At 64.0% G+C, this 6,412-nt stretch carries 2 protein-coding genes and 1 pseudogene; 2 read left to right on the plus strand and 1 reads right to left on the minus strand.

Features of this window, described 5'->3' with window-relative positions; translation table 11 throughout:
- Window positions 1-635: 635 nt before the first annotated feature.
- Both XpopCFBP1817_RS18745 and XpopCFBP1817_RS18750 read left to right on the plus strand, forming a co-directional pair.
- Window positions 636-4,622 (plus strand): non-ribosomal peptide synthetase, encoded by a 3,987-nt coding sequence (locus tag XpopCFBP1817_RS18745; RefSeq protein WP_128418266.1) that lies wholly within the window; start codon window positions 636-638, stop codon window positions 4,620-4,622.
- The gene (locus XpopCFBP1817_RS18750) at window positions 4,615-5,952 is read left to right on the plus strand and encodes a glycosyltransferase (RefSeq protein WP_128418267.1); all 1,338 of its coding nucleotides are present in this window, start codon (window positions 4,615-4,617) and stop codon (window positions 5,950-5,952) included. Before XpopCFBP1817_RS18745 ends, XpopCFBP1817_RS18750 begins: the two co-directional genes overlap by 8 nt.
- A 228-nt stretch (window positions 5,953-6,180) precedes the next feature.
- On the opposite strand, the pseudogene XpopCFBP1817_RS22265 reads toward XpopCFBP1817_RS18750, so the two are convergent.
- Window positions 6,181-6,412 (minus strand): annotated as a pseudogene (locus XpopCFBP1817_RS22265) (IS4 family transposase); the annotation flags it as partial.

Genomic DNA, 6,412 nt, shown 5'->3' on the forward strand with positions numbered 1-6,412 from the left:
ATCGCTGATTTTTTGAAGGTATGGTCATCATCCAGTGCGTGTCACCACGGCTACGACTTGGTTGTTCGAGGTGCCCTTCTCTCGAAGAGTGATTTATTTGACAGCCTAGTTGTGGCAATGGTGTTGTGCGCAATGGTCTTATTCATTGCGCTCTCGCATACGCCGCAAGGAATGTAGATTCCGATGAATTGCGGATTTTTTGCCATCGACGCGACCTGCGTCGCGTTTTGTGTATGGCATGGCAGGCAGCGCCAAATCCGCAAACAGACGTATGCATCCAGAACAGTAGTTGCAATCACACTTCAGCCAAAAAAATTTGCAGGAAACGCGTAATTCGTGATTTTTGCACGGTTCATTGTGTTGCCCAATTGTTAGTGTTTATTAACTTTCCGGGAAGCAAGTGCTTCAAGAAAAAAACAGCTGCGCGTCTTGGTGTCACTTGCGTGCCATTCGTTGTACGTCTCCATTGTGCGTCTCTACCGAGTGCTCCAACTGCGTATCGCCGGCATGTGCTGGTGGTCGATGGTGTTTTCTACCTCACGTTTTTAGGCCAAGTGCTGATCCGACGTCTCGTTGACCGCATTGCGGGCATGGCGCGTTGGGCGACTGCGCGCCACACAAGAAGGATGCACGCAATGCACGCTGAAGCCTCCGCGGCTGCTTTTCCCGTGACCCGTGCCCAGCGCGACCTTTGGGTTGGCAGCAAGCTTTATACCGACAACACCTTGATGTTGTCGGAGGCGCTTGAGTTATTCGGACCGCTGGATCCCCAGGTGATTCTGCGCGCCAGCGCGCAGGTCACCCGCGAGTTCGACACGTTGCGCCTGTGCATCGCCGAACAAGGCGGGCTGCCGGTGCAGATTGTGCTGCCTGAGTACACCGGCACGATGCCTTACTTCAACGTGGCCGAGGATCCGGCGCCGCGCAACGCGGCCGAGCACTGGATTGAAGAACAGATCCGCAAGCCGGAGGACTTGCGCAACGGGCCGCTGTGGTTTTGTGCGTTGTTCCGTCTTGGCGAGGATCATCACCTGTGGGTGCAATACATGAGCCACCTGGTGATGGATGGCTACACCACGGCCATGGTGGCGCAGCGCATGGCGGTACTCTACAGCGCCTACCTGATCGACGCCGAGCCGGAGGCCGCCGACTTCGCAAGTGCGACGGAATTGGTTGCGCTGGAGCAGCAGTATCGCGACTCGGATCGCTATCAGCGCGATGGCGCGTACTGGATGCAGCAACTGGCCGATCTGCCGCCGCCTGCAACGCTGGCGCGGCTGGATACTTACGAAATGGCCGGCTCGTTGCGCGGAACTGGGGAGTTCTCTGCGCGCCAGATGCTGCAGTTACGCGCGTTGCGCAAGCGCCACGCCGTCAGCCTGCCGCAGATGTTGATTGCGCTGGTGGCGGCCTACTACTACCGCCACACCGGAGCCGACGACCTGGTGTTTGCGATGCCGGTGAGCGGGCGTATCAATGCGCGATACCGCAAAACACCGGGAATGGTGGCCAATGTGGTCTATATACGTTTGAAGATGCAGCCGGAGCAGCCGATCCATGCGTTGTTCACGCAGGTCTCTTCGGTGGTCAAGCATGCGCTGCGGCATCAGCAATACCGCTTCGAAGATGTGCGTCGCGACATGGGCATTTTCGGCGGCGAGCAGAAGATCGCGCGTCTTGCGGTCAATATCGAGGCCTTCGATTACACCTTGCGCTTCGGCGATGCCTACGCGGTGCCGCACAACCTCTCTAACGGCCCTGCCGATGACCTGACCATCTTCTGCTACGAGCGTGGCGATGGTGCGGCGTTGCGATTCGATCTGGATGCCAATCCGGCCTTGTACGACAGCGACGAGCTTGCAGAACATTGCCGTCGCCTGACCCGCCTGGCCGATGCGGTGTTGGCCGATCCGGAATGCGCACTCGGCCTGGTCGACTTGCTGGGACACGCCGAGCGTCAGCGGCTGCTGCATACCTGGAACGACACCGCTGCGCCCCTGCCGGAACCGGCCACGCTGCTGCACGGCATGCTGCAACGCGCCGAGCTGATGCCGGCTGCCGTGGTGGTGCACTATGACAACCGCACGCTGGATTACGCAACGCTGTGCGAGCTTGCCGCGCGCGTCGCTGGGCAGTGGGTGGTCGACGGCGTGGGCCCCGGCGATGTTGTCGCAGTTGCATTACCGCGCAACGAGCACTTGCTGGTGGCGTTGCTGGCGGTGATGTGGAGCGGGGCGGCGTATCTGCCGTTGGACCCGGAAAGCCCGGCCGCGCGCAATCGTCAGATGCTCAACGATTCCGGCGCCATCGCGCTGGTGTGCGAGCCGGCGTTGTGCGAGCGCTATCTATTGGGCGGCATGGTGTGGCTGGATCCGCGCCCGGCGGTGCTGCCGGCGGCAATCGCGCCACTCGCCACGCCGGATGGCACGGCCTACGTGCTGTACACCTCCGGCTCGACCGGCGCGCCCAAGGGTGTGGAAATCAGCCATCGCAACCTGTTCAATTTCCTGCATGCGATGGAGCAAGAGCTGGCATTGCGCCCGCGCGACCGCGTGCTGGCAGTGACCACCATCACCTTCGATATCGCAGGGCTGGAGTTGTACCTGCCGCTGCTGGTGGGCGCACGCGTGGTCATCGCACCGGCCGGCATCACTCACGATCCACGCAGTCTGTCGCGCTTGATCGCGCACGAGCAGATCAGCGTGGTGCAGGCCACGCCGTCGTTGTGGCGCATCCTGCTGGCCAATGAAGATCTGGCGCTGGACCGCATCCACGCGCTGGTCGGCGGTGAGGCGTTGGTGCCGGAATTGGCGACACAGTTGCTGAGTCGGGTGGGGCGCCTGACCCAGTTGTACGGGCCGACCGAAACCACGATCTGGTCGACTATCATGCCGTTGCAGTTGACCGATGCGGCAGCGCCACCGATCGGCAGGCCGCTGCTCAATACCCGTTTCTACGTGCTCGATGCGCAGCGGCAACCGCTGCCGACCGGCGCCATCGGCGAGTTGTATATCGGTGGCGCGGGCGTGGCCAAGGGGTATCGCGGCAAGCGCCAGCTGACCAGCGAGCGTTTTTTACGCGACCCGTTCGCCGACGACGGCAGCAGCATGTACCGCACCGGCGACCGCGTGCGTCAGCGCCGCGACGGCATGCTGGAATTCATCGGCCGCGCGGACGCGCAACTGAAGATCCGCGGCCATCGCGTGGAGCCGGCCGAAATCGAAAACGCCTTGCTGCTGCATTCGCAGGTCGCGCAGGCGGTGGTGGTCGGCCACAGCGATAGCGACAACAACGCGTTGCAATTACTGGCCTATGTCGTTGGCAAACATGGCAACGTGCCGAACACCGACCTGCTGCGCGCGCATCTGCAGCAGCGCTTGCCGGCGTCGATGATTCCCGCGTTGTGGAGTGCGCTGGAGGCGCTGCCGCTGACGCCCAACGGCAAGCTGGATCGGCGAGCCTTGCCTGCGCCTGGCGCATTGCCCAAGCGCGCACATGTGGCACCACGCGATGCACTGGAGCGCCAACTGGCCGAGATGTTGCAGCAACTGCTGGGCATCGAAGCGGTGGGCGTGGAAGACAACTTCTTCGAGCTCGGTGGCGACTCGCTGCGCGCAGCAGAAATGGCCGCACGTTTCCCGCAGATGTTCGGGATCGAACTACCGCTGGGCACCTTATTCCATGCGCCGACGATCGCCGGCATGGCCGAGGTGATCAAGCGCAGCGCGCAGACCGTAAACGACCCGCTTGGCGTGCTGCTGCCGTTGCGTGCGGGCGCGCCGGGCATCACCCCGCTGTTCTGCATCCATCCGGTGGTCGGCCTGGGCTGGTCGTATCTCACCCTGCTAGGTCAGCTCGATCCGCAATGGCCGGTGTATGCGCTGCAGTCGCCGGCATTGAGCGACCCGCAGTATCGCCCGGAGAGCATCGAGGCGATCGCGCGCGACTACCTGGCACGTCTGCGCACGGTGCAGCCGCATGGCCCGTACCGTCTGATCGGGTGGTCGCTAGGCGGCTTGATCGCACATGCCATCGCCGCCGAACTGCACGACCTGGGCGAAGAAGTCGAATTGCTGGCGATGCTCGATAGTTACCCGTATCCCGAGCAGACCGAAGCATTGCAGGAGTCCGAAGGCGTGCGTGCCTCGGTGCAGGCACTGGGCTTGCACGTGGCTCCCGACCAGCCGATGCCGACCACGGTGGCCGAACTGGCCAGCCTGCTGTGCGATCACTACGGGCTGACCGCGTTGCCGGCAGTGCGCCAGTTGCTCGAACAGCGCCCCACGCTGCTGAATGACCTGGGCGGTTTGACCCAGCATCACCTGCATCTGGCGCGACGTCATCGCCCCAGACCGCTCGAGCAGGATGTGGTGTTCGTCGAAGCAAGCGTGCGCATGAGCTCCGGCGCAGACGAAGTGGTGTGGGTGGACTATCGGCCGCAAGCATGGCGCCCGTACGTACGCAATCTGCATCTGCACGCCCTGGACAGCGACCACCATTCGATGCTCTCGCCGGCACATTCGGCCACGCTCAGCGCGCTGCTGCATGCAGCCACTGCCAACGTCACGCAATGCGCCGGCAGTATCGCCACCGCCAGCGACGGGGTAGCCGAATATGCATGAGGTACTCGATCAACCAGCACCCCGCCGCCCCGTGCTGATCGCCACGTTGGGCACGCATGGCGATGTGCGGCCGATCATCGCGCTGGGTCGCGGCCTGCAGCAGCGCGGTTATCCGGTCAGGATACTGACCAGCGCCAACTTCGAAACGCTGATCCGTAGCAATGGGCTGGAATTTTTTCCACTCAGCGGCGACCACCAGAAACTGCTGCAGCACAACCCGAATGTCGCCGAGGTGGGTGGCGGCCGGCGTGCAGTCTGGAACACCTGGCGCGCGCATTTGCAGGCATGGGCACGTGACTGGGCCGTGCAGGGGCGCGCGGCCTGTGCCGAGGCCGGCTTGATCCTCGGCGTGGGCAGTGCGAGTTTCCTGGCGCACAGCCTGGGTCAGGCGTATGGGCTGCCGGTGGTGTTCGCGCAATTGCAGCCGCTCACCGCTTCGCGCCACCTGCCGCTGATGGTGATGCCGCGCGTGCGTCTGCCCGGGCTGGTCAGCGTGGCGCTGCAGCATGTGATGCGCTTTGCCGGATGGCAGCTGATGCGGCCGGTGCTCAACGAGATCGTGCGACCGGCATTGGGGTTGCCGGCGTATCCGTGGAGTGGCCCCGATCGCAGCGGGCTGCGCGTGATCTACGGCTATAGCGCGCAGCTGTGCCCACGTCCGCCGGACTGGCCGGACAGCGCCCAGGTCAGCGGTTTCTGGCCGTTGCCGCAGCCGCAGTGGCAACCGCCGCCTGCGCTGCAGGCCTTTTTGCAGGCCGGCCCGCCGCCGCTGTATATCGGCTTCGGCAGCATGATCAGCACCGATGCGGCGCAGCTCACCGCCACCGTCAAGGCGGCGGTGCGACTGACCGGTCAACGCGCCTTGCTGGCTAGTGGCTGGGGCGGGCTGGCGGCCGGGGATGACGCTGCCGACGATGCCGAGCGCTTTTTCCACCTGGAACAGGCACCGCACGATTGGCTGTTTCCGCGCGTGGCGCTGGCGGTGCATCACGGGGGTGCCGGTACCACCGGGGCGGCGCTGGCCGCGGGGATTCCGTCGGTGGTGCTGCCGTTCGGCTACGACCAGCCGTTCTGGGCGCATTGCCTGGCCCAACGCGGCGTCGCGCCGCCGGCGCTTGCACGGGTTGGATTGCAGCCGGAGACCTTGGCCGATGCCATTCGCCAGGCGAGTGCGCCTAGCATGCGCACAGCGGCACGCGTGCTGGGGCAGCGCATTCGTGAGGAGGACGGGATCGGCCGGGCGGTGGATCAGCTGGAAGCATGGGGGCTGCTGCAGCCGGCGGTGTCGGTGGCGCCGGTCGTGCGGATCGAGCAGCAGGCTGTCGCGTGACACTGGCCGACGCGTGATGGATGACGCTGCGAGGGGGGGGGGCCACAGCGTCGGGCTCAGAATGGCTGCGGCACTGCGCGGCAAGTGTCATCGCTGGCGTCTGGGCGCAGCACGGGTGAGGTACCGCCGCATTGCTGCCGCCGCCGTCGGTGTGTGATCGACAGGAGGATGCCTGTGCTACCAGACAACGTGGAAAGAGAGTCCGCATCTGAGGTATCCCCACGTTTTTCAGCCCATGACCATCTGGTTGTAGACGTGTTCGGGCAGTGTGCGTAATCGCTCCAGACATTGGCTGATGGGCTCCAACGGCCAGCATCTGAGCAGGGCTTCGCGTCCAATGCGCAGCGTTGAATAGAGTTTTCGCTTGGTCTTACATGGCACCAGCCAAGCGGCGTGGCCGGACTGCTGGCTGGCCATTCCTGCCAGCCAGCACGCGAAGCTGGCAAGCGTGTTGAGCATC

Origin of the sequence: Xanthomonas populi (assembly GCF_002940065.1) — a bacterium.
Lineage (GTDB): Bacteria > Pseudomonadota > Gammaproteobacteria > Xanthomonadales > Xanthomonadaceae > Xanthomonas > Xanthomonas populi.